The sequence below is a fragment of the Paraoerskovia sediminicola genome, assembly GCF_030296575.1.
Classification (GTDB): domain Bacteria; phylum Actinomycetota; class Actinomycetes; order Actinomycetales; family Cellulomonadaceae; genus Paraoerskovia; species Paraoerskovia sediminicola.
Genome location: NZ_AP027729.1, coordinates 1163333 through 1183441 on the forward strand (window position 1 = coordinate 1163333; position 20109 = coordinate 1183441).

Sequence of the window (20109 nt, forward strand, 5' to 3'; positions counted from 1 at the left end):
CGGCCCCCACGGGAGCCTCGTGCGCCATACGCAAGAAGTCCGCCGGGCCTACGCGCCGCCGTCCGAAGGCGGTGACCGGTCCGGATCCGATCCCAGTTCCGGGTCCAGGTCGGGCGCGGGGGCGAGCACGCGCTCGAGCGCCTGCGGATACCTGGCGGAACCCAGGTACCGGCCGGCCTTCGCGAGGGCGCGGTCGTTGGCGGCCCACCGCCAGCGCTCCGGGTCACCCGGGACGAGGTCCTCCATGCGGCGGTCCGCGGCGAGCTCGACCCGCAGCATCCGCCGCGCCGAGACGCTCCACGGGGCGACGCGACGCAGGGAGTGGCGGTCGGCCCGCGACGAGTGGCGCCGCAGGCTCGACAGGACGTCGGAGATCTCGACGTCCCGGTGGTAGTCGGCCACCCGGGTGCCGGGGGCGGCGAGCCGCGCCTCCGGGACGAGCTCCATGAGGCGTCCGTGGAAGCGCGCGAGCTGGGTCCGGTTGGCGCGGCGCTCCAGGGCTCCGTGCGCGAGGTGGCCACCGATCCCGACGACCACGAGACCCGTGGAGAAGACGACGAGGAGGTCGAGTGCTGCGTCGAACTCGGGGGTCACCGCCGGCAGCGTCCAGCTCGAATTGACCTGGAGGGCGGAGAGCAGTGCCCACAGCACCGCGAGGCACGCCCCGACGATCGCGGTGTCGGCGCCCCACCGACGCCGGCGCGGCACGTAGCGGCGGCCGCGCAGGCAGGCGTGGACGAACCTCGCGGCGGCGAGCACGACCGACCCGTAGAGGACCGTCCAGTAGGGGATCATCCCCCAGCGCCCGCCCGCCTGGAGGGTCAGGTCGATCGGCTCCCAGGGACCGTTGAGCCAGAAGCACACGACGAGGACCGCGACGCCGACCACCACGGTGATCGCGAGCCGGACGTAGTCGACCCGGCGCCCGCGGTTCAGTGCCGGGACGTACGTCGCGAGGCACAGACAGCCCGCGACGAGGAGCACGTGCTTGACGAGCTCCTCGACGCCCGTGCGCTCCACCCCGAGGAGCTCCGGGACGTAGGGACGCCGCATCTCGGCGGCGAGGACGACGAGCACGACCCCGGCCACCAGCGCGCCGTCGGGCTGGATCAGGTAGCGACGACGGACGGCGACCCACGTGAGCACGCCGACGATCAGGACCACACCCACCAGGGGGTCCAGGGCCGCGATCACGTCCTCCACAGCACGAGGGTGCCACGAGGCGCGGCCGTGCGGGCGGGCGGGCGCGGACCGGGACTACTGTGCGGCCCGCAGAGGCTCAGCGCCGGGCGCACCTCAGGTTCGAACGCGCCTCAGGGCCGCAGGAAGGAGTCAAGCCGTCCGCGCAGACCCCGATGGGCGCTGATGACGAGCATGAGCTCCGACGCGAGCACCTCGACGCGGCGCTCGGTCGGGTCGTCGAAGTGGGTGCGCATGGCGCAGGTCCCGGCGCGCTCGGGGTCGATGTGCGCGTCGAGCACGTGCATGAGCTCGTGCGCGACCACGTGCTCGCGGTGGCGGTCCGAGACGATCGACGACGTGTTGACGACGATCTGGTCGGACTCCGGGAGGCCGAGCCACATGCCCCAGACCGAGTCGCCGAGGTCGGCCGCTCCGACCTCGACCGGCCGACCCCGGAGACCGGCGACGACCTCGATCGCGGCGTCGAGCGACGGCACCCGGTCGAGACCGTGCGCCGCGAGGACGTCGCGGTACCGGTCGGGGCTCATCGGTGGCCGGCGCTGCGAGGGGTCATGGCGACCGCGCTCGTCAGACCGAGGGGAGCTTGCTCTGTGCGCGCAGGTGGTCCATGAAGGCGCTCACGGCGGCGAGCGACTCGGGCGACAGGCCCTCGGCGCGGAGCGCCACCTTCTCGACCCCGGCGCGCGCGACGACGTCGGCGATCGGCTCGGCGCTCTCGTCGTTGCCGAGCAGCTCGCGCGGGTCGACCTCGAAGTAGGCGGCGAGCCCCTCGATGACGCGGAACGACGGCGACGTGCGGTGCCCGCCGCGCAGGGCGGACAGGTAGGCGTCCTTGACGGCGTAGCCGTGAGCGGTCATCCACTCCGCGACCTCACGGTTGGTGACCTTGCGTCCCGCCTCGGCGCGGACGGCGAAGAGGGCGTTCAGCCGGTCCTGGAAGGCGCGGCCGAGCTTGCCCCCGGGGGTGGTCTCTGAGTTCTCTACGGTCATGACACCATTCTGTCAGAAGAAACGAGTGCTCGGGTACTTTTCGCACCGTGAGTTTATGGTGACGTCGCGTACGTTTCCCGGTCGCTCGCCGTCTACCCTGGACGGACGTCGATCCAGGAGAGCCACATGTGCAGCCCCGCCCGTTGCCCCCGTTGCGGCAAGACCACGTGGACCGGATGCGGTCTGCACATCGAGGAGGCGCTCGCCGGCGTCGCCGCGGAGGACCGCTGCACCTGCGCGTGACTCCCGGCTCCTGCTGACCCGCTGCATCCGATCCGCCTCCTGCGCCCGAAGAACGGACCGAGGCACCCGCCGGGTGCCGGACGACGGCGTCCCCGACGCGGTCGTCACGGTTCAGACGCAAGGAGTCGACGATGACGTTCCGACGTACGGCCTGGGCAGCAGGCACCGCACTCGTCACGGGCCTCGGCCTCGCGGTGGCGCCCGCCGCGCACGCCGCCCCCACCGGCACCACCAGCCTCGCCGAGGTGCTCGCCTCCGACGGCGACACGTTCGACCGCAACTGGTACGACTACGACATCCTCGACCAGGCCGTCGCCGCCGTCCTCGCGGCGAAGCCCGACAGCCCCGTGGCGGTCCTCGCGGACGGGACCGTGCCGCTGACGGCGTTCCTGCCGAACGACCGCGCGTTCCAGTGGCTCGCGCTGGACCTCGACCGCCGCTGGTACCGCTCCGAGGAGCAGGTGCTCACCGCGATCGCGACGAAGGTCGGCATCGACGCCGTCGAGCAGGTCCTGCTCTACCACGTGGTGCCGGGAGCGACGATCGACTCCGCCACGGCCCTGGCGTCGGACGGCGCCGCCCTCACCACCGCGCAGGGCGGGACGTTCACGGTCGACGTCCTGTCGAAGAAGCGCGCGATCGTCCGGCTCAAGGACAAGGACCGCAACGACTTCGACCCGTTCCTCGTCCGCTCGAAGCTCGACATCAACGAGGGCAACGCGCAGATCGCCCACGGGATCACCGCCGTCCTGCGGCCGCTGGACCTCTGAGGCCCCCGCCGGGCACGCGATCGGTCAGACCCCTCGGACCACCTGACCGATCGCGCGCTCGGCGCCGATCGGGGCCGGTCGGGGCCGGAACATCTCCGGTTGGTGCAGCGCCGTCAGCGTGCTGGTCCGCGCGGTGCCGGCGCCGTGGACCCGCCCACGACCAGCCTGGTCGCCAACGACACGTGGAGCTCCTCGACCTTGCGGCCGTCGAGGAGCCGCAGCAGGAGCCCGACCGCGATGCGGCCCATCTCCTCGAGGGGCTGGCGCACCGTGGTCAGCCTCGGGGTGGTCGCGCGGCTCACGTCGCTGTCGTCGAACCCCGTGACGGAGAGGTCGTCGGGGACGCGCAGACCGCGCTCCGCCGCCGCCCGCAGGGCACCGAGCGCGATCTTGTCGTTGAAGCAGACCAGCGCCGTCGGCCGGTCCGCGAGGTCGAGCAGCTCGCCCGCCGCGAGGCGCCCGTCCTCGACCGTCGGCTCGACGTGCCGCTGCAGCTCCGACGTCGGCATGACACCTACGGCGACCGCCGCCGCCGCGTGCCCGGCGTCCCGGTCGGCGCTGGCGCTCCAGTCCTCGGGCCCACCGATCACGCCGATCTGTCGGTGCCCGAGCGCGGTGAGGTGCTCCGTGACCTGCCGCGCCCCCGAGAGGTTCGCCGCCGAGACCGACGCGATGTCGGGCAGCAGCCGCGTGCGCGGATCCACGACGACCAGCGGGAAGCCGCGCTCGCGCAGGGCCGCCAGCTCCTGGGGCGACTCGGGGGCAGGATGCAGATCGCGCCCGCCACGTCGCCCCGCTCCGGGAGCCCGTCGAGCGGGCGCTCGCGCTGCGCCGACTCCCCCGCGTCGAGCAGGACGGGACGACCGGCGTGCTCCGCCGTCTCGACGACCGAGGAGACGATGAGGCCGAAGTAGTCGCTGAGCACGTACGGGCAACGCACGTACACCGCGCCCGCCGGTGCCTCGCGCCGGCGCCGCGGCGCCGGGGCTCCCTGGCCCAGCTGCTCGACCGCCGCGAGCACGCGGTCGCGCGTCTCGGGCGCTACCGTGTCGGCGCCGTTGAGGACCCGGGACACGGTCGCGATCGAGACCCCGACCTGCGCCGCGACATCGCGGACCGTGGATCGGCGCTCTGGCTCCATGACTCTCCCTGTCGTCCGTGCAGACCCCAGCGGCCCCGGCTCTACGTGCCGACCATCGACTGCCGACCACCGACCGACGGGAGCCGCTGCGCCCGCGTCGGCGACGCCGTCGGACACCCATGCTCTTGACAGGGGTGACGTCGACTTGGTCTGCTACTCGTTACAGGAACATACCACATTGTTTCATTTGTTCCACACCGGCGGCCGACGGCGGCCGCGCGGTCACGCAGGCAACGATGCTCGACGAGGAGTACACGATGAGACGACGATCCCTGATCGCCGGCACGACGGCGACCGCACTCGCGGTCGGGCTGGCGGCGGCGGCCGGCACGCCTGCCGCCGCCGGCGGGCACCAGGACACCGACCCGAGCGAGGTCCAGGTCTTCATGACCACCCGCGACCGGGCAGAGCTGCTCCAGGAGCGGGACCCGATCGAGTTCTCGACGGGCCGCTCCGACCTGACCACCATCACCGTCGACCCGAAGCAGACGTTCCAGACCATGGACGGGTTCGGGGCCTCGATCACGGACTCGTCGGCGAGCGTCCTCATGGACCTGCCCGCGGCGCAGCGCGACGAGACGATGCGCAAGCTCTTCGACCCCGAGGACGGGATCGGCGTGTCCTTCCTGCGGCAGCCGATCGGCTCGTCCGACTTCACGGCCGAGGACGAGCACTACAGCCTCGACGACGTCCCGGCGGGCGAGACCGACTTCGGTCTCGAGCACTTCAGCATCGCCCACGACGAGCGGGAGATCCTGCCGCTGCTGCGCGAGGCGCTCGAGCTGAACCCCGACATCACGGTGCTCGCGACGCCGTGGAGCCCGCCCGCCTGGATGAAGACCGAGGGCTCGATGGTCGGCGGCAGGCTCATCGACGAGCCGCGGTACTACGACGCCTACGCCCGCTACCTCGTGAAGTTCGTCGAGGCGTACGAGGCCGCGGGCGTGCCCGTCGATCTCCTGACGGTGCAGAACGAGCCGCAGAACCGCACCCCCGACGGCTATCCCGGCACGGACATGGGTGTCGACCAGCAGATCAAGGTCATCGAGGCGCTGGGGCCGAAGCTCAAGAAGGCGAAGCTCGACACGCGGATCCTCGGCTACGACCACAACTGGGCGACGCACCCGAACGACCTCGAGAACCTCCCGGAGGGGCAGGACCCGGAGCCCGACTACGTCTCCGACATCCTCGACAGCGACGCCGCGAGGTGGGTCGCCGGCACGGCGTTCCACTGCTACTACGGCGACCCGAGCGCGCAGACCGCGCTCAAGGAGAAGTACCCGAGCAAGGACATCTGGTTCACGGAGTGCTCCGGCTCGCACGGGCCCGACGACGCCCCCGCCGACGTGTTCCGCGAGACGCTCAAGTGGCACGCCCGCACGATCGCCGTGGGGACCACGACGAACTGGGCCAGGTCGGTCGTGAACTGGAACATCGCGCTGAGGGAGGACGGCGGCCCGCACCTCGGCGGCTGCGACACCTGCACCGGCCTCGTCACGGTGACGGACGACGGCGAGGTCCGCACCGACGCCGAGTACTACACGATCGGCCACCTCTCGAAGTTCGTGAAGCCGGGCGCCGAGCGCGTCGCGAGCACGAACTTCGGTGAGACCGGCTGGAACGGCCAGCTCAGCAACGTGGCGTTCCACAACCCCGACGGCTCGACCGTGCTGGTCGTGCACAACCAGAACGACGACCCTCGCGGCATGGCGATCGCGGTCGGTGACCACGTCGTCGAGTACGAGATGCCGGGCAGCGCGCTCGCCACGTTCGTCTGGGACGGCCTCGACGCCAAGAAGGACAGCCCGACCGAGGTCCCGATCGACGGCGCCACCGCGACCGCCACGAACAACCCCGGCGACGCCGGTCTCGCGATCGACCCGCTCGCGTCGAGCCGCTGGTCCAGCGGCGCCGGCCAGGAGCCCGGGCAGCACCTCCAGATCGACCTCGACCGCGCACGGGCGTTCGACGAGCTGCACCTCGACTCGGGCGGCAACCTCGGCGACTACGCGCGGTCCTGGAAGGTCGAGACGAGCGTCGACGGGAAGCACTGGCGCACGTTCGGCTCCGGCGAGGGCACGGGTCAGCTGACCGTGGTCGAGGGTCGCACGGTCGCCGCCAAGCACATCCGGATCAGCTCGACCGGGTCGGCCGGCAACTGGTGGTCGATCGCGGACGTGCGGCTCTACCGGTAGCCCTCCCCTGCCGAGCATGTGATCCGCCAGGTGTCGACACGCCTGGCGGATCGCATGCTCGGCGTGCGCAGGCGGACGACCCCCGCCCCTCGCTAAGGTCGACGTATGCGGCTGCGCTTCGAGGGAGAGATCTGGGAGTGGGAGTCCCGTACCTCCTGGTACTTCGTCACCGTCCCCGAGAACGAGGCGGACGCCCTGCGCGACCTCCCGCTGCCGCCCAAGGGCTTCGGGTCGATCAAGGTCGAGGCGACCGTCGGCGGCTCCACGTGGCGGACGTCGGTGTTCCCCCAGTCCGCGGACGGCACCTACGTCCTGCCGCTGAAGAAGTCGGTACGGACGGCGGAGGACGTGGGCCCCGGCGACCGCATCGCGGTCGAGCTGCGTCCGGTCGACCTCTGACCGGCCCCGAGCCCCTGGAATAGACGCGGCGCGAGCGGCGTTGCGACGTCCCCGGCGGAGCACCGCCGGGCGCACCCGAGCACAGGAGCGCCTTGACCACGTCGGACGCCGTCCCCGCCCTTCCCCCGCTCGTCGACCAGGCCCGACGCCTGATCGACCTCGGGCTCCCGACGATCGCGGGACTCGCGCCCGCGACGTTCCTCGACCGCGCGGCGGCGCTCGCCGCCGGTGCGCCCGGGACCGACCCGAGCCGGCAGCAGCTGCTCGTCGTCGACCCGGGCCTCGCGCCGCCGTCCGCCCTCGCGTCCCTCCTGCGGCTCGGCGACACGCCGGGCTTCGTCGTCGTGGACATGACGGACCTCGACGCGTTCGCGCCGATCGAGGGCGTCACGGTGCCCGACCAGCCGCTCTACGTCGTCGACGCCCCGGACCGCGGGGACGAGATGAGCAACTGGTCGCCCGACGAGGCGCTCCCAGCGATCACCTCTGCCGGCCGCACCCCGCTCACGGTCTCCGAGGGGATCCACTGGGCGCTGCAGGTGCCGGGGGTCGTCGAGCGCAACCACTGCTTCATGACCATCGGGTCGCGCCTGCGCAGGGCGAACGGGAGGCTCGACGCGAGGACCCCGGCCCTGTGGATCTCCAACGGGACCGGTCGGGACGGGCGCGGGAACCGCGGTGCGCCGAAGGTCGGCTGGTGCTGGGCCGGCAACCGGCACACGTGGCTCGGCTTCGCCTCCGGCGCTGGACGCCGCTGACGCCGACGCCGGCCAGAGATACCGCGCCGGGCCCGGCCGTCAGCCTCGCGAGATCGTGACCGGGGTCGTCAGCACGCGACCCCGGTCCACGAACCGCGGCTCCCCGGTGATCTCGAACCGCGCCGCAGCGGGCAGGTCCTCGCTGGACCGTCCAGCGCCGAGCCCGAACCACCCCGGCTCGACCACGCGGCGACCCTCGACCCCGGTGAACGCCGTCCGGTCCGCGTGCAGCGTGAAGGTCACCGTGGCGGCCTCCCCGGCGGCGAGCGGCACCCGGGCGAAACCGACCAGCCGCCGGACGGGCTGCACGACCTGCGCGACGTCGTCCGACAGGTAGAGCTGGACCGTCTCGACGCCGTCGCGCTCGCCGGAGTTCGCGACGCGGACGCTCGCCGTGAGCGAGCCGTCCGCCGGGACGGACGCCGCCGAGAGCTCGAGATCCTCGTACTCGAAGCGGGCGTACGAGATCCCGTGCCCGAACGGGTACAGCGGTGTCGGGTCGAGGTTCGAGACGCCGTCGCTGAAGCGCCCGAGGACGGGAGCGAGGTACGTGCCCGGCTGCCCGCCCGACGTCCGCGGCACGCCGACCGGGAGGCGCCCGCTCGGGTTCACGGCGCCGGAGAGCACGCGGGCGATCGCCTCGCCGCCCTCCTCCCCCGGCATGAACGCCTGCACGACGGCGGCGCACCGCTCGGCGAGGCCGCCCAGCGCGTAGGGGCGCCCGGAGACGACGACGAGCACGACGGGCGTCCCGGTGGCGAGCACGGCCTCGACGAGGTCGTGCTGGAGCCCCGGCAGCCGCAGGTCCTCGGCGTCGCAGCCCTCGCCCGAGGTCCCGCGACCGAACAGCGCCGCGAGGTCCCCGACCGCGACGACCGCGACGTCGGCGTCACGGGCGGCCTCGACGGCGGCGGGGATGCCGCTCGCGTCCCGCTCGAGGACAGGCACACCGGGGGCGTACGCGATCTCCGAACCGGCGAGCTCGCCGCGCAGGGCGTCCAGGAGGGACGGGATCCCGACCCCGTCGTCCGTGCCCGGGAACCGGGACAGCACGTGGTTCGGGAACGAGTAGCAGCCGAGGAACGTCCGCGGCTCCGCCGCGCAGGGCCCGAGCAGCGCGACCCGCCGCGACTCGCCGGGGTGGTGGGAGCCGAGCGACGCGCCGCCCAGGTCGGTCGGCACGGCGCTGCGACCGAAGGGCCCGGGGCCCAGCGGCAGGGTGCCGTCGTTGGCGAGCAGCGTCACCGAGGACTCCGCGACCTCGCGGGCCAGCGCACGGTTGGCCGGCGGGTCCAGGTCGATCGGGTCGCCCGCGGCCGCAGGACCGGCCGGCACCAGCTCGGGGTCGGCGTCGAGCAGCCCGAGCTCGGCCTTCTGCGTCAGGACGCGGAGCACCGAACGGTCGACGACGGCCTCGGCGAGCTCCCCGACTCGACGAGCGGGCCCAACCGCCTGAAACCGTCGGTCTCGGGGAGCTCGACATCCATCCCGGCCTCGAGCGCCAGCGCACCTGAGCGCGCACGGTCCGCGGCGACCTTGTGCACGAGGTCCAGGAACGCGACGGCCCAGTAGTCGGAGACGACGGTGCCCTCGAAGCCCCACTCGTCGCGCAGGATCTCGGTGAGCAGCGCGTGCGACGCGCCCGCGGGGACGCCGTCGACGTCGGAGTACGAGTTCATCACCGAGCGCACCCCGCCCTCGCGGACCGCCATCTCGAACGGTGCGAGGAGCACGTCGGCCAGCTCGCGGCGCCCGATCGAGACCGGGGCGTGGTTGCGGCCCGCGCGCGACGCCGAGTACCCGACGAAGTGCTTCAGGGTCGCGACGATCCCCGCGGACTGCAGCCCCTTCACGTACGCGGTGCCGAGGGAACCCACGAGGTACGGGTCCTCGCCGATGGTCTCCTCGACGCGTCCCCAGCGGTAGTCGCGGACGACGTCGAGCAGCGGCGAGAGGCCCTGGTGCACCCCGACGGAGCGCATGTCGCGGCCGATCGTCGCGGCCATCCGCTCGATCAGCGCGGGGTCCCAGGTCGCGCCCCACGCGATCGCCGCGGGGTAGACCGTGGCCCCGTAGGTGGTGAACCCGGTCAGACACTCCTCGTGCAGGATCGCCGGGATCCCGTGCGGCGCGTGGTCGATCAGGTGGCGCTGGACCCGCCGGACCTCCGCGACGCCGTCCGACGCCTCGACCTTGCTGGTGCCGAAGACCCGGGTGACGTGGCCGAGGCCGCGCGCGGCGGCGTCCTCGAAGGTGCCGCGGTCGGCGGCGAAGACGTGCTCCATCGGGGCCACGTCGCCCGGCTCGTCCGCCGCTCCGGTGTCCGCCGCGATCGAGTCGGGGCCGCTCGCCTCCTGCTGCCAGTAGCTGCCGAGCTGGGCGAGCTTCTCGTCGAGGGTCAGGACGGACAGGAGGGCGCGGGCGCGGTCGCCCGGGGTCGCCGTGGTGTCGTGCCAGGGCATCGGGTCACGGGTCATGGCCCCAGTCTCGCGCGCGTGAGGGTCAGGCCGCTGCGGCGCGCCGCATCCGCCGGGCGACCAGCCGCCGCTCCGCCACCGTCCGACCACCCCACACGCCACCCTCACGGGTGAACGTGAGTCCGTAGGCGTCGCACTGCTCCAGGGCCGGGCAGCCCACGCAGCGGCGTGCCGCCTGCACCTGGTCGTCCGGGTCCTCGGAGATCCAGACGGTCGAGCTCGTGATCGGCCCGGCACGGCACGGGATCCGCGATCCCGTGCCCTCCAGGCGGTCGAGGGTCTCCATCAGCGAGGCGTGCGCCTCGTCGCGTCCGATCTGCACCACTGCCACCTCCGTCGCCTCGTCCCGTGCAGGGTCCTCGTGCTCCCCGACGGACCGGCCCGCACGGCCGGTACCTGTGGTTCGGAGCCGACCCCCGCTCCGGATGCACCAGACGTCACAAAGTTTCCGCGCGGGTCCGTGCCTGCTGGCGATACCGTTGGACGACCGCACCACACGAACCGGAGGAATCCCCCGTGACCCACGTCGTGCTCTTCCACCACGCCCAGGGGCTCACCGCAGGGGTGCGAGCCTTCGCCGCACGCCTCGAGGCCGCCGGGCACCGCGTCAGTCTGCCCGACCTGTACGAGGGCAAGACCTTCGACTCGCTCGAGGCCGGCATCGAGAACGCGAGCCGGATCGGCTTCTCGACCATCGTCGAGCGCGGCCGCGAAGCGGCGGAGAACATCGAGGACGACGTCGTCTACGCCGGCTTCTCCCTCGGCGCCATGCCCGCGCAGATGCTCGCCCAGTCCATGCCGGACGCCCAGGGCGCGCTGCTGTTCCACGCCTGCATCACGCCGTCCGACCTCGGGTCGTCGTGGCCCGTGGGCGTCCCCGTCCAGGTGCACGGCGCGGAGGACGACGAGCTGTTCGTCGAGGAGGGCGACCTCGACGCCGCCCGCGAGCTGGTCGAGACGGTCGACACGGCTGAGCTGTTCCTCTACCCGGGCGACGGCCACCTGTTCACCGACTCGAGCCTGCCCGAGTACGACGCCGACGCGACGGCCCTCGTGGAAGAACGAGTGCTGGCGTTCCTCGCGAGCATCCCGTGACCGACGCCCCGCCGGCGCCACGGCCCGCAGCCTCCGGCGTGCGCCGGACCGGCGCGACGGCGTGGGCGCTCGTCGGGATCGCGCTCGCGGCGACGATCACCTGGGCGGCGCTCGGCGCCGTGTCCGGCCTCGTCGTGCCGCTCGTCCTCGCGGCCGTCATCGGGATCCTGCTGCACCCGGTCGTCGAGGCGCTGGCGCGCCGCCGGGTGCCGCGCGGAGTCGGAGCGAGCGCGGTGCTCGTCGGCCTGATCGGTGTCCTCGTGCTGGCCGTGTGGGTCACGATCGTCGGCGTCGCGGACCAGGGTGCCGACATCGCCGCGAAACTCAGCTCGGGACTGCTGACCCTCGAGGACCAGCTCGCCGGCACCGACCTGTCCGACCTCGACCTGGGCGGCTCGGTCTCCGGCATGGTCGGCGGGCTCGCCGGGTTCTTCGGCAGCGCGTTCTCGAGCGCCGCCGCCTTCGTCGCGGGCTCGTTCGTCGCAACCTTCTTCCTCTACTTCATGCTGGTCGACTGGGCCCGCATCGAGGCCTGGCTGGGCAGCAAGCTCCAGGTCGGTTCCACCCCGGGACCGAGATCGTCGACGAGTCCGCGACGACGCTCCGCCGCTACTTCGGGGCCATCACGTCGTCGAGCCTCGTGACCGCCGTGCTCATCGGGATCGGCGCGGCGGTCCTGGACGTGCCGCTCGTCATGGCGATCGCGCTCGTCACCTTCGTGACCTCGTACATCCCCTACCTGGGCGCGATCTTCTCGGCGGCGTTCGCGGTGCTCATCGCGCTCGGGGCCCAGGGCACGACCGAGGCACTGATCCTGCTCGTGATCATCCTCGTCGTGCAGAACGTCGTGCAGACGCTCGTCCTGACCAAGCTCACCAGCGACCGGCTCCGGCTGCACCCGATCGTCAACCTCGGGTCCACGATCGTCGGCGCGGCCGTCGCCGGCCTCCTCGGCGCGACGCTCTCGGCGCCCGTGACGGTCATCGTCCTCGACGTGCTCAAGCACCGGCGCGAGGGCCTCGCCACGGGCGCGGCGCCCCGAGCGTCGGACGGCGCGGCTCGCCTCACCGAGGCGGGCGGCGGTCCGCCCTCGGCGCCCGCACCCACGCCCGCACGGACCTCCGCGCCCAGCTCCACACCCGGCTCCACGCCCAGTTCCACACCCGAGGAGTCGGCATGACCTCCGCACCCGCGCTCGTCGTCCTCGACGTGAACGAGACCCTCAGCGACATGTCCGCCATGCCCGCGGCCTTCGAGGCCGAGGGCGCGCCGGGGCACCTCGCACCCCAGTGGTTCGCGCAGATCCTCCGGGACGGGTTCGCGCTCGCCGCCGCGGGGTCGAGCGCGACGTTCGCCGACCTCGCCCAGCAGTCGCTGCGCGCCGTGCTCGCGGGCGCGGGTCCCAGCGACGACGGCGCCGTGGACCGGATCATGGCGGCGTTCACCTCGCTCGGCACGCACCCCGACGTCGCGCCGGGCCTGCGGGCGCTGCGCGCGCTCGGTGTCCGCGTCGTCACGCTGAGCAACGGCGCCACCTCGGTCGCCGACGACCTGCTGATGCGGGCCGGGGTCCGCGACCTCGTCGAGAAGCTCCTGACCGTGGAGGACGCCGAGCGGTGGAAGCCCGCGCCCGAGTCGTACGCCTACGCCCTGGCGCGCTGCGACGTCCGACCCGACGACGCGATGCTCGTGGCCGCCCACCCGTGGGACGTCGACGGCGCGGCCCGCGCCGGCCTGCGCACCGCGTGGATCGACCGGCAAGGCGCCACCTACCCCGGCACGTTCACCGCACCCGAGGTCACGGCGCGGTCCCTGACCGACCTCGCGGAGCAGCTGTCCGGCTGAGCGGCGCGGGCTGAGCGGGGCCCCGAGCCGCCTGCCGACCCGAGCCGATGACCGGCCCGGGGCGCCTACCGACCCGAGCCGGGGCCGAGCCCGCGGACCGGTCCGCTCAGACCGCGTCCCGGACGATCGGGCACGTCATGCAGTGGCCGCCGCCGCGACCGCGGCCGAGCTCGGCGCCCACGATCTCGAGCACCTCGACGCCGGCCTTGCGCAGCAGGTCGTTCGTCTGCGTGTTGCGGTCGTACGCCACCACGACACCGGGCTCGAGCGCGACGAGGTTGTTGCCCGAGTCCCACTGCTGACGCTCCGTCGCGTAGACGTCGCCGCCGGTCTCGATGACGTTGAGCTTCGGCAGCCCGATGGACTGCGCGACGACGTCCGTGAACGGCGCCTTCTCCTGGCGCACGTCCACGCCGCCGGAGCCGTCCGGGCGGAGCGAGAAGGGCACGATCCCGTCGACGATCGCCGGGTACGCCGTGGCGACGTCGACGTCCGCGAACGTGAACACGGTGTCGAGGTGCATGGCCGCGCGGAGCTTGGGCATGCCGGCGACGACGACGCGCTCGGCGGCGCCCCGCTCGAACAGCGATCGCGCGACCTGGCTGATCGCCTGGCGGGACGTGCGCTCCGACATCCCCATGAGGACCACGCCGTTGCCGATGGGCATGATGTCGCCGCCCTCGAACGTGGCCATGCCCCAGTCCTGCTCCGGGTCGCCCCACCACACCTCGACGCCCGGTTCCGCGAAGTACGGGTGGAACGAGTAGATCGCCTTCATGACGAGGGTCTCGTCGTGGCGCGCGGGCCAGTAGAGCGGGTTGAGGGTCACGCCGCCGTAGACCCAGCAGGTCGTGTCGCGCGTGTAGAGCGTGTTCGGCAGCGGCGGCATCAGGTAGTCACGCATGCCGGACGCCTCGCGGACCAGCGCCATGTAAGGGCTGCGGAACTCCGGCGGGAGGTCGGACGTCGAGAGCCCGCCGATCACGAGCCTCGCCAGCTCGCGGGAGTCGAGCCCGTCGAGGTACGCCCGGGTGTCGTCGACGAGCCCGTGACCCACCGTGTTGGGGACGATCTTGCGGTCGAGGAGCCAGGCGCGCGCGTGCGGGAGGTCGAGCACGTCCGCGAGGAGCGCGTGGAGCTCGAGCACCTCGATGCCGCGCTCCTGCATGACGCCGACGAACTGCTGGTGGTCGCGCAGCGCGTTCTGCACCCACATCACGTCGTCGAAGAGCAGGTCGTCGCAGTTCGACGGGGTAAGTCTGCTGTGCGCGAGCCCGGGGCTGCACACCAGGACCGTGCGGAGCCGCCCGACCTCCGAGTGCACGCCCAACGGCCGGACCGCGCCGTGCGTGACTGCTGCCTGCTGCTCCATCAAGACTCCTCCGCCGGGTAGGCACCCCGGGTCGTTCGTCGCAGCGCCGGTCCGGCGCCGCCGGGACCCGGCCACGGAGCCGACTCTTCCACGGGCGGCGACGGGACGCTATCGCCGCGCCGGAGCGCGGCCTCGTGACGGGCGGTCGACCCGCGCCGGGAGCCGGGACCTACGGCGGGTGAGGTGACCGGCCGGCCCGCGGACGCCGTCCGACACTGCGGCAGGTGCCCTGCCCCGCGCCCTGCCCCGCGCCCTGTCCCGCGCTGCATCACCCGCTGTGTCACCCGCTGTGTCACCCGCCGTGTCCCGTACGACGCCCGCACGCCTTTCGCTCGATGCAAAAAACAGACAGCATGATGTAACAACTTGGCAGCACGTCTTGTGAATCCTCGCAGCGCGCCCTACTGTCGGACGCGTCCGGGCAGCGTCGCCAAGGGCTGCCGGGGCCTGACAGGTCACAGTTCCACCCGATCCACCACGAGCTCGACCACCAGACAGACCACAGATCGACCCCAGCGAACGACGAGAGAAGACGAGTCGACGATGACGCGTACAGCCTCCCCGACCGCGCCCGCGCGGCGCCGACGGTCCGCACCACCCACCCGCACCCCCTCGAGAGCCTCGAGAGCCCTGGCGGCCACGTCCGCCGTCGCCGCGACGCTCGCGCTCGTCGCGACGACCGGCGGAGCCGCCGCCGCGAACGGCTGGGGCCGGCCGTCGCCGGCCGACGACCCGGTCGTGACCCGCGCAGCCCTCGACCCCTCGCTCGTGGAGGGGCGCGGCGCCGACGTCGCGTTCGTCGAGCAGGAGGCCGAGAACGTCGCGACGAACGGAACGGTGATCACGTCACGCGAGGCGTACGACCTCGCCGCCGAGGCCTCCGGACGCTCCGCCGTCCAGCTCGAGCGGGGCCAGCACATCGACTTCACGCTCCCCGAGGCGGCGAACGCCATCACGGTGCGCTACTCGATCCCCGACGCCCCCGGCGGCGGCGGGATCACCTCGGAGCTCAAGGTCAAGGTCGACCGCGGCCACACCAAGACGATGGACCTCACGTCCGAGTACTCGTGGCTGTACAACCAGTACCAGTTCTCGAACGACCCCGAGGCGCAGCTGCTGCACCCCGACTGGTGGGTCGTCGAGTGCGACGGCGGCGACGCGGACACCGGGTGCGACCCCGCGACGCGCGAGGTGACCACCCCGTTCCGGCCGATGCACTTCTACGACGAGCAGCGGCTCCACCTGGGTCGCACGTACGCGGCCGGCTCGACGGTGCGGCTCGAGGTGCCGAAGAACGCGAAGGCCGACGTCACCACGATCGACCTCCTCGACTCCGAGAAGGTCGCCAAGCCGCACGTCGAGTGGAAGGCCGCGAACGTCCTGCTGTTCGGCGCCGACCCGCGCGGCAAGAAGGACTCCGCGCCCGCGCTGGACAAGGCGATCGCCTGGGCCAAGAAGAAGGGCCTGCCGGTCTACGTGCCGCCGGGCGAGTACCGCGTGGACCGGCACATCATCGTCGACGACGTCACGATCATCGGTGCCGGGAACTGGTGGACGACGTTCAAGGGCAGCGAGGTCGCCCTCGACGAGCCGAGCGACGACGGCTCGGTGCACACCGGCGTCGGCTTCTACGGCAAGTGGGCCGAGGACGGCGGCAGCAGCGACGTCCACCTCTCCGGCTTCGCGATCCAGGGCGACGTGCGCGAGCGCATCGACACCGACCAGGTCAACGGCATCGGCGGGGCATTCGACGACTCGTCGTTCACGGACCTGTACATCCAGCACACCAAGGTCGGCCTCTGGCTCGACGGTCCGATGGACAACGTCACCATCAAGGACAACATCGTCGTCGACCAGATCGCCGACGGCATGAACTTCCACCTCGGCGTCACCAACTCGGAGGCGAGCAACAACTTCTTCCGCAACACCGGTGACGACGCGATGGCGATGTGGTCGGAGGCCGGCGACGACAACCCGGCGAACGCGAACAACACGTTCAGCCACAACACCGTCCAGACCCCGACGCTCGCCAACGGCATCGCGATCTACGGCGGCGAGAACACCACCGTGGCGAACAACCTCGTCGCCGACCCGATCCGGGAGGGCTCCGGCCTGCACGCCGGTGCCCGCTTCGGCGCCACTCCGTTCGAGGGCACGCTCGACTTCACCGACAACTCGGTGGTCCGGGCCGGGACCTTCGAGCTGAACTGGCGCATCGGCCTCGGGGCCATCTGGTTCTACGCCCTCGACCAGTCCATCGACGCGGACATCTCGGTCACCGGCGACCACTACCTCGACAGCACCTACAACGCGATGATGCTGGTCTCGGAGTGGACGGTGAAGGACGAGGTACGCATCGACGGCGTCAAGTTCAAGGACGTGCGCGTCGACGGGGCCGGGACCTCCGCGGTCTCGGCACGCGTCGCGGGTGGTGCGTCGTTCGAGAACGTCGACGTGCGCAACCTCGGCTGGGCGGGCGTGAACAACTGCGGCTCGTTCAACTTCCCGAACGGCGGGACCGAGTTCGTCCTCACCGACCTCGGTGGCAACGACGGGACGAGCCTCAGCCCGTGGGAGCCGGACCCGGTGAACTGGCTCGGACGGTTCGTGCCCAACGCGCCCAGCTGCAACGACCGCCCGACGGTGGTCGCCCCGCCGGCGCCGTCGGAGTGGGAGCAGCCCGTCGGCTGACCTCACGGTGAACCCTGGATCGCCGAACCGGTGATCCTGCACTGCCGAACCGGTGGTCGTGCGTGGTCCGAGCACCAGGACCGCGCACGATCACCGGTTCGGCGTCGTTCTGGCGGGCCGTGACCGCGGGCCGTCGCCGTGCGGACAGCGCCGGAGTGATGTTCCCTGGGTCACACCGACCGATCGAGGGAGACCCATGCCCCGGACCATCCGACACCGAGCCGTATCAGTCGTCGCACTGGCGAGCACCGCCGCGCTGCTCACGACCGCAGCCCCCGCGCTCGCCGCACCCAAGGCCGACGACGGCACCGATTTCGTCCTCGCCGTCCTGCACAACAACGACGGCGAGTCGGCGCTCCTGCCGTTCGAGGCGAGCGACGGCGCGTCCTACGGAGGTGCTGCACGGTTCGTCAGCCTCCTCGACGAGCTGCGCCACGACGCAACCTCGGGCAAGCCGAGCGTCAAGGGCGCCAAGCGCGGCGCCGTCGTCCTCAACTCGGGCGACAACTACCTCGCCGGCACGGCCTTCCAGGCCTCCCGCGTCGACGGCGCACCGTTCTACGACGCCCTCGTCGCGAACGCGGCCGACTACGACGTGCTCGGGGTGGGCAACCACGAGTTCGACTTCGGCCCCGACGTGTTCGGCGAGTTCGTCCGCGCCGTCGACGACGCCCCGTTCGTCTCCGCGAACCTCGACTTCGGCGCGAACGCCGGTCTCGCGGAGCTTGTGGGCGACCGCCTCGTGGCGAGCACCGTGGTCAAGGAGCGCGGCGAGAAGATAGGCGTCGTCGGCCTGACGACGCCCGCCCTCGCGACCATCTCGTCCCCGATCGACGTCGGCGTCGACCCCGACGTCGTGGCCGTCGCCCAGGAGCAGGTGGACGCCCTCACCGCCGACGGGATCGACAAGATCATCCTCGCGTCGCACCTCCAGGACATCGGCGAAGAGCTCGACCTGGTCGCACAGCTGAGCGACGTCGACGTCGTCATCGGTGGCGGCGGCGACGAGATCCTCGCCGACGACGGCGACGCGCTGCTTCCCGGGGACGACGCCAACGTCTACGGCTCGTACCCGCTGGTCGCGACCGACGCGGACGGCTCCGAGGTCCCGGTGGTGACCACGCCGGGCGCCTACCGCTACGTCGGTCAGATCCAGGTCTCCTTCGACCGGAACGGCGACGTGATCGGCTGGGACGACGACGCCTCCGGCCTCCAGGTCGTCACCGACACCGGGCCCGACGCGGTGGAGCCGGACCCGACGGTCCTGCGCACCGTCGAGGAGCCCGTCGCGGAGTTCCAGGCCGACCTCGCCGCCAACGTCCTCGCCGAGAGCGAGGTCGCGCTCGAGTGCCGCCGGGACCAGGTCCGTACCGGCGAGTCGAACTGCGGCAACCTCATGGCCGACTCGCTGCTCGACGCCGCCGCCGACCAGGCGTCCGCGTACGGGCTGCCGCAGCCGGACGTCGCCGTGCAGAACGGCGGCGGCATCCGGATCGACGCGGAGCTCCCGGCCGGCCCGGTCACCGAGGCCGACACCTTCGGGATCGCGCCGTTCTCGAACTTCGTCGCGATCGCGCCCGACGTCCCCGCCGAGACGTTCCGCCAGCTCCTCGAGGAGGGCTCGGCGTCCCTGCCCGGCTCCGACGGGGCGTTCGTCCACGCCGCCGGATTCTCGTACACCGTCGACACGAGCTACCCGGCCCGGGTCGTCGTCACCGACACCGGCGAGCAGGTGACGGCGGGCGAGCGCGTGCGGTCCGTCGTCCTCGACGACGGCACGGTCCTCGTGGCGGACGGCGTCGCGGTCGCGGGTGCGACCGTGAACGTCGCGTCGAACGACTTCTCGCTCGCCGGCGGCGACGCCTACCCGGCCGTCCCCTTCACCCGCGTGGGTGTCAGCTATCAGCAGGCGCTCGCCGGGTACCTGGTCGAGGACCTCGGGGGCGTCGTCTCGGCAGCCGACTACCCGGTCGGCGGTTCCGGCCGCATCACGATCGGCTGACCGTCACGGTGCCCGGCCGCAAGGCCGGGCACCGTGCCGTCGGGCCCGCGCCATCGACATGGCGCGGTCGGGCCGTGAGGCATCACCACCCGTCCCGCTCGCAGAACGGACCTAGCCCAGCACCTCGACGCCCGGGTCCTCGAGCCGCAGCGCCCTGCGCTGGACGCGCCACCACACGAAGAACCCGACGAGGGTGAACACCCCGTAGAAGACGTACATGAACGCCGACGCGTAGTACCCGGCACCGAGCAGCAGGGGCACCCCCACCACGTCGACCGCGACCCAGATCAGCCAGAACTCCGTCCACCCGCGCGCCATCCCGTACGTCGCGAGCAGCGAGCCGACGAAGATCCAGGCGTCCGACCACACCGGCTCGTACGAGCCGAGGGCCCTGAAGATCGGCGTGAGCAGGAGCGTCCCGCCCACCATCGCCACCACGAGGAAGACGCGCTGCCGCCAGGTGGCCCACTGCGGGACGAAACCCTCCGCGGCAGAGCGGGCCGTGCCGGCCGAGCCCGCGGCGGCCGCGTCGGTCCCGGACCCGGCGGCCGCACCGGCCGCCTCCAGGCGCTCCCGTCGTGCCTGTCGCCAGCGGTACCAGCCGTACACCGACACGGCGACGAACATGACCTGCCGCCCCGCCTGACCGAGCAGGTTCACCGGGTTGGGGGTGTCGAAGACCGCCCCCATGAAGACGGTGAAGAGCAGCACGTTGCCCGCGATACCCACCGGCCACGCCCACACCTTGCGCCGCATACCGCCGAGGGCGGACGCCAGCCCGAAGAGGTTGCCGACGATCTCGCGCCACAGCACGACCTGGTCGCCGATGTGCAGCTGCGCGTCGAACAGCCACTCGATCATGTCCCGGACCCGTTCTCGCTCGGTGCTGGCTCAGTGCTGGCTACGTGCCGGCTCGCACCGGCTCGTA

At 72.4% G+C, this 20109-nt stretch carries 21 protein-coding genes; 11 read left to right on the plus strand and 10 right to left on the minus strand.

Annotated elements, in window-relative coordinates; genetic code table 11:
* Positions 1-48: 48 nt before the first annotated feature.
* The 3 genes from QUE47_RS05525 to QUE47_RS05535 form a co-directional block, all read right to left on the minus strand.
* Positions 49-1203, minus strand: coding sequence for a hypothetical protein (locus QUE47_RS05525; protein ID WP_286218914.1), 1155 nt, complete (start codon positions 1201-1203; stop codon positions 49-51).
* 110 nt (positions 1204-1313) lie between these two features.
* A complete protein-coding gene (locus tag QUE47_RS05530) occupies positions 1314-1730 on the minus strand; it encodes a hypothetical protein (protein ID WP_286218915.1) in 417 nt (138 codons plus the stop codon).
* A gap of 40 nt (positions 1731-1770) precedes the next feature.
* Complete coding sequence (locus QUE47_RS05535; RefSeq protein ID WP_286218916.1) at positions 1771-2193, minus strand: hypothetical protein; 423 nt, start codon at positions 2191-2193, stop codon at positions 1771-1773.
* Between the two features lie 126 nt (positions 2194-2319).
* Between QUE47_RS05535 and QUE47_RS17360 the strand changes: the two genes are divergently transcribed.
* Positions 2320-2436: a DUF8730 family Cys-rich protein gene (locus tag QUE47_RS17360; RefSeq protein WP_491018454.1), complete on the plus strand. Its 117-nt coding sequence runs from the start codon at positions 2320-2322 to the stop codon at positions 2434-2436.
* 131 nt (positions 2437-2567) lie between these two features.
* Entirely contained in the window at positions 2568-3206 is a 639-nt protein-coding gene (locus QUE47_RS05540; protein ID WP_286218917.1) for a fasciclin domain-containing protein, read from the plus strand.
* 113 nt (positions 3207-3319) lie between these two features.
* Here QUE47_RS05540 and QUE47_RS05545 read toward each other — a convergent pair whose 3' ends face one another.
* Positions 3320-3910, minus strand: coding sequence for a substrate-binding domain-containing protein (locus QUE47_RS05545; RefSeq protein ID WP_286218918.1), 591 nt, complete (start codon positions 3908-3910; stop codon positions 3320-3322).
* Positions 3793-4347 carry a LacI family DNA-binding transcriptional regulator gene (locus QUE47_RS05550; protein ID WP_286218919.1) on the minus strand — a complete coding sequence of 185 codons (555 nt, stop codon included), beginning with the start codon at positions 4345-4347 and terminating at the stop codon, positions 3793-3795. Before QUE47_RS05550 ends, QUE47_RS05545 begins: the two co-directional genes overlap by 118 nt.
* Before the next feature lie 236 nt (positions 4348-4583).
* On the opposite strand from QUE47_RS05550, the gene QUE47_RS05555 reads away from it, so the two are divergent.
* From QUE47_RS05555 to QUE47_RS05565, 3 genes are all read left to right on the plus strand, one after another.
* Complete coding sequence (locus QUE47_RS05555; protein WP_286218920.1) at positions 4584-6542, plus strand: discoidin domain-containing protein; 1959 nt, start codon at positions 4584-4586, stop codon at positions 6540-6542.
* A gap of 105 nt (positions 6543-6647) precedes the next feature.
* Positions 6648-6941, plus strand: a complete 294-nt coding sequence (locus tag QUE47_RS05560; protein ID WP_286218921.1) for a DUF1905 domain-containing protein — start codon at positions 6648-6650, stop codon at positions 6939-6941.
* Between the two features lie 92 nt (positions 6942-7033).
* Positions 7034-7699 carry a DUF5701 family protein gene (locus tag QUE47_RS05565; protein ID WP_286218922.1) on the plus strand — a complete coding sequence of 222 codons (666 nt, stop codon included), beginning with the start codon at positions 7034-7036 and terminating at the stop codon, positions 7697-7699.
* Positions 7700-7738: 39 nt separating this feature from the next.
* Here the strand turns inward: QUE47_RS05565 and QUE47_RS05570 are convergent, their stop codons facing one another.
* Genes QUE47_RS05570 through QUE47_RS05580 form a run of 3 tightly spaced genes read right to left on the minus strand, consistent with a single transcriptional unit; the run spans position 7739 to position 10498 of the window.
* Entirely contained in the window at positions 7739-9094 is a 1356-nt protein-coding gene (locus tag QUE47_RS05570; protein ID WP_286218923.1) for a glycoside hydrolase family 3 C-terminal domain-containing protein, read from the minus strand.
* Complete coding sequence (locus tag QUE47_RS05575; RefSeq protein ID WP_286218924.1) at positions 9079-10176, minus strand: glycoside hydrolase family 3 protein; 1098 nt, start codon at positions 10174-10176, stop codon at positions 9079-9081. Before QUE47_RS05575 ends, QUE47_RS05570 begins: the two co-directional genes overlap by 16 nt.
* A gap of 25 nt (positions 10177-10201) precedes the next feature.
* A complete protein-coding gene (locus QUE47_RS05580) occupies positions 10202-10498 on the minus strand; it encodes a WhiB family transcriptional regulator (protein ID WP_286218925.1) in 297 nt (98 codons plus the stop codon).
* A 194-nt stretch (positions 10499-10692) separates the two neighbouring features.
* On the opposite strand from QUE47_RS05580, the gene QUE47_RS05585 reads away from it, so the two are divergent.
* Genes QUE47_RS05585 through QUE47_RS05600 form a run of 4 tightly spaced genes read left to right on the plus strand, consistent with a single transcriptional unit; the run spans position 10693 to position 13116 of the window.
* Positions 10693-11271 carry a dienelactone hydrolase family protein gene (locus QUE47_RS05585; RefSeq protein ID WP_286218926.1) on the plus strand — a complete coding sequence of 193 codons (579 nt, stop codon included), beginning with the start codon at positions 10693-10695 and terminating at the stop codon, positions 11269-11271.
* Positions 11268-11915, plus strand: coding sequence for an AI-2E family transporter (locus tag QUE47_RS05590; RefSeq protein WP_286218927.1), 648 nt, complete (start codon positions 11268-11270; stop codon positions 11913-11915). Before QUE47_RS05585 ends, QUE47_RS05590 begins: the two co-directional genes overlap by 4 nt.
* Entirely contained in the window at positions 11894-12451 is a 558-nt protein-coding gene (locus tag QUE47_RS05595) for an AI-2E family transporter (protein WP_286219404.1), read from the plus strand. Before QUE47_RS05590 ends, QUE47_RS05595 begins: the two co-directional genes overlap by 22 nt.
* Positions 12448-13116 (plus strand): haloacid dehalogenase type II, encoded by a 669-nt coding sequence (locus QUE47_RS05600; RefSeq protein WP_286218928.1) that lies wholly within the window; start codon positions 12448-12450, stop codon positions 13114-13116. Before QUE47_RS05595 ends, QUE47_RS05600 begins: the two co-directional genes overlap by 4 nt.
* Positions 13117-13222: 106 nt before the next feature.
* Here QUE47_RS05600 and QUE47_RS05605 read toward each other — a convergent pair whose 3' ends face one another.
* Positions 13223-14488, minus strand: coding sequence for an arginine deiminase (locus tag QUE47_RS05605; RefSeq protein ID WP_286218929.1), 1266 nt, complete (start codon positions 14486-14488; stop codon positions 13223-13225).
* Positions 14489-15031: 543 nt separating this feature from the next.
* On the opposite strand from QUE47_RS05605, the gene QUE47_RS05610 reads away from it, so the two are divergent.
* Positions 15032-17179, plus strand: a complete 2148-nt coding sequence (locus tag QUE47_RS05610) for a glycosyl hydrolase family 28-related protein (protein WP_286218930.1) — start codon at positions 15032-15034, stop codon at positions 17177-17179.
* A gap of 196 nt (positions 17180-17375) precedes the next feature.
* Positions 17376-19181, plus strand: a complete 1806-nt coding sequence (locus QUE47_RS05615) for a bifunctional metallophosphatase/5'-nucleotidase (RefSeq protein ID WP_286218931.1) — start codon at positions 17376-17378, stop codon at positions 19179-19181.
* 111 nt (positions 19182-19292) lie between these two features.
* On the opposite strand, the gene pnuC is transcribed toward QUE47_RS05615, so the two are convergent.
* Positions 19293-20042, minus strand: coding sequence for a nicotinamide riboside transporter PnuC (gene pnuC, locus QUE47_RS05620; protein WP_286218932.1), 750 nt, complete (start codon positions 20040-20042; stop codon positions 19293-19295).
* Between the last annotated feature and the right edge of the window lie 67 nt (positions 20043-20109).

Excerpts from the sequence above, each read along its gene's own strand:
- QUE47_RS05575 (WP_286218924.1), bottom strand. The coding sequence starts at position 10,176 with ATGACCCGTGACCCGATGCCCTGGCACGACACCACGGCGACCCCGGGC.
- QUE47_RS05530 (WP_286218915.1), bottom strand. The coding sequence starts at position 1,730 with ATGAGCCCCGACCGGTACCGCGACGTCCTCGCGGCGCACGGTCTCGAC.
- pnuC (WP_286218932.1), bottom strand. The coding sequence starts at position 20,042 with ATGATCGAGTGGCTGTTCGACGCGCAGCTGCACATCGGCGACCAGGTC.
- QUE47_RS05550 (WP_286218919.1), bottom strand. The coding sequence starts at position 4,347 with ATGGAGCCAGAGCGCCGATCCACGGTCCGCGATGTCGCGGCGCAGGTC.
- QUE47_RS05615 (WP_286218931.1), top strand. The coding sequence starts at position 17,376 with ATGCCCCGGACCATCCGACACCGAGCCGTATCAGTCGTCGCACTGGCG.
- QUE47_RS05535 (WP_286218916.1), bottom strand. The coding sequence starts at position 2,193 with ATGACCGTAGAGAACTCAGAGACCACCCCCGGGGGCAAGCTCGGCCGC.
- QUE47_RS17360 (WP_491018454.1), top strand. The coding sequence starts at position 2,320 with ATGTGCAGCCCCGCCCGTTGCCCCCGTTGCGGCAAGACCACGTGGACC.
- QUE47_RS05540 (WP_286218917.1), top strand. The coding sequence starts at position 2,568 with ATGACGTTCCGACGTACGGCCTGGGCAGCAGGCACCGCACTCGTCACG.
- QUE47_RS05560 (WP_286218921.1), top strand. The coding sequence starts at position 6,648 with ATGCGGCTGCGCTTCGAGGGAGAGATCTGGGAGTGGGAGTCCCGTACC.
- QUE47_RS05600 (WP_286218928.1), top strand. The coding sequence starts at position 12,448 with ATGACCTCCGCACCCGCGCTCGTCGTCCTCGACGTGAACGAGACCCTC.
- QUE47_RS05555 (WP_286218920.1), top strand. The coding sequence starts at position 4,584 with ATGCTCGACGAGGAGTACACGATGAGACGACGATCCCTGATCGCCGGC.
- QUE47_RS05605 (WP_286218929.1), bottom strand. The coding sequence starts at position 14,488 with ATGGAGCAGCAGGCAGCAGTCACGCACGGCGCGGTCCGGCCGTTGGGC.
- QUE47_RS05610 (WP_286218930.1), top strand. The coding sequence starts at position 15,032 with ATGACGCGTACAGCCTCCCCGACCGCGCCCGCGCGGCGCCGACGGTCC.